Here is a 2008-nt window from a genome sequence, read left to right as displayed (position 1 = left end):
ACCGCCCAGGCGGCCGGGACCTCCGCCGACGTCCAGACCGCGGCGGCGGCCACCGAGGAGATGTCGGCCTCGGTCCAGGAGATTGCCGGGCAGGTGCATCGCACCTCGGAGATCGCCGGACGCGCGGCCGAGACCACCCGCCAGGGCGAGGCGACCGTGCGGGCGCTCGCCGACGGCACCGAGCGGATCGGCAACGTGGTCGCCCTCATCTCGGGCATCGCCGCGCAGACCAACCTGCTGGCCTTGAACGCCACCATCGAGGCGGCCCGCGCCGGCGAGGCCGGCCGCGGCTTCGCGGTGGTCGCCACGGAGGTGAAGGAGCTGGCGAGCCAGACCGCCAAGGCCACCGACGACATCGCCGCGCAGATCGCCCGGATCCAGGGCGAGACCCGTCAGGCCGTGGCGGCGATCGGCGAGGTCGGCCAGACCATCGAGGAGATGCGCAGCATCGCGGTCGGGGTCGCGGCCGCCATGGAAGAGCAGAACGCCGCGATCCAGGAGATCGTGCGCGGGGTGGTGAGCGCCGCCTCCGGGGCCGAGGCGGTGTCCGGGAGCATCGCCGACCTGCGCCGGGGCGCCGACGAGACCGGGTTCGCCTCCGAGCAGGTGCTGGCCGCCGCCCGGGACCTCACCCGCGGCTCGGACGACCTCGACCAAGCGGTCAAGGGCTTTTTGGCCGAGGTGAAGGCCGCTTAGCGCCGTCGATACAACGCGCTCGCTTGTACCGAACCGGTTATCCATTCCGGCGGCGCGCGCCAGGCGACCGGAAGTATCGGGTTCCCAAAGGGCTCAGGACTTCGGCGGGGCTTCGGGGCGGAGCCCCGACCGTTCGAGCCAGACCCTGCCCGCGGACGAGTTCAGGCGGACGGAAAGCCCCGCACCGCCGCCCGCACCAGGGCGTCGATCATCGGGCGGACATCCGCCGCCCCGAGGGGCCCGAGGCCGCCGAGATCGGCCAGGTAGGTCATGCCGTGGACGCTCGACCAAAGCGCCCGGGCCATCACCGGGATCGCGGCCTCGGCGAGTTGGCCGCCATCGCGCAGCACACCCTCCAGGACCCCGAACAGGGCCGCGATGTCGGCTTGGACCGAGGCGGGCGCCGCCACCGTGCGCCGCTCGAAGATCGCCACCCAGGCGGGATGGTGCTCGGCGGCGAACGCCAGGTAGGCGTCGGCCAGGCACAGCAGCCGGGCGTCGGTCTCCCGGGACGGGCAGGCGGAAAGCGCCGCCGCCAGGGCGTCCCGCAGGCGCCGCATCGTGATGGCGTTGGCCTCCAGCCGCAGCAGTTCCAGGCTGTCGAACTGCGTGTAGACCGAGCCGACCGCGGTACCCGCCCGCTCGGCGACCGCCCGGGCGGTGAGCGCCCCCGGCCCGCCCGCGTCCAGGATCGCCACCGCGGCCGCGATCAGGGTCTGACGATCCGCCTGGCGGTCGGTCTGACCCTTGCGCGGGCGGCCCCGCAGTTTTTTCTGAACGTCGTTCATTTAATGCCTTGCCGAGTCCGTCCGGCCGTGCTTATGTCTTTTATGAACGGCGTTCAACAAATTCCGGACCGGGTCCGGTGCGCCGCTCCCCGAGGTGAACCGTGATGAGGACCCTCTCCCTCCTGATGCGCGGCGTGATCGCCGACAACGCCCAGGCGATCCACGACGCCAACGCGGTGACGATCCTGCGCCAGCAGATCCGGGAGGCGGCCGGAGCCCTGGCGACGGCCCGGCGCGAGCTCGCCGTCGCCATGGCCTACCACGCCGCCGAGGCCCGCGCGCTGGACGGGATCGACGCCCGGATCGAGACCCTGTCGGACGGGGCGCGCCGGGCGCTCGCCGACGGACGCGAGGATCTCGGCAGCGAGGCGGCAATCCACATCGCCGCCCTGGAGGACGAGCGCTCCGACCGGCAAGCCGCCGCGGCCCGCTTCGCCGCCGAGATCGAGCGGCTGAAGCGCCTGGTCGGGCAGGGCGGCGAGCGCCTGCGGGACCTCGACCGCGGCCTTCAGACCGCCCGGACC

At 73.3% G+C, this 2008-nt stretch carries 3 protein-coding genes; 2 read left to right on the top strand and 1 reads right to left on the bottom strand.

Annotation, left to right across the window (positions count from 1 at the left end; genetic code table 11):
- On the top strand, positions 1-696 hold a 696-nt coding region (locus tag FV228_RS28030; protein ID WP_246694057.1), incomplete at its 5' end, for a methyl-accepting chemotaxis protein.
- A 161-nt stretch (positions 697-857) separates the two neighbouring features.
- On the opposite strand, the gene FV228_RS28025 is transcribed toward FV228_RS28030, so the two are convergent.
- A complete protein-coding gene (locus tag FV228_RS28025; protein ID WP_147857482.1) occupies positions 858-1484 on the bottom strand; it encodes a TetR/AcrR family transcriptional regulator in 627 nt (208 codons plus the stop codon).
- A 104-nt stretch (positions 1485-1588) separates the two neighbouring features.
- On the opposite strand from FV228_RS28025, the gene FV228_RS28020 reads away from it, so the two are divergent.
- The coding region (locus FV228_RS28020) for a PspA/IM30 family protein (protein ID WP_187277945.1) at positions 1589-2008 on the top strand (420 nt) is incomplete at its 3' end.

Source organism: Methylobacterium sp. WL18 (assembly GCF_008040015.1).
GTDB classification, from domain to species: Bacteria; Pseudomonadota; Alphaproteobacteria; order Rhizobiales; family Beijerinckiaceae; genus Methylobacterium; species Methylobacterium mesophilicum.
Note: the sequence above shows the minus strand (reverse complement) of the source record. Positions and strands in the feature narration are given on the sequence as shown.

Excerpts from the sequence above, each read along its gene's own strand:
- FV228_RS28025 (WP_147857482.1), bottom strand. The coding sequence starts at position 1,484 with ATGAACGACGTTCAGAAAAAACTGCGGGGCCGCCCGCGCAAGGGTCAG.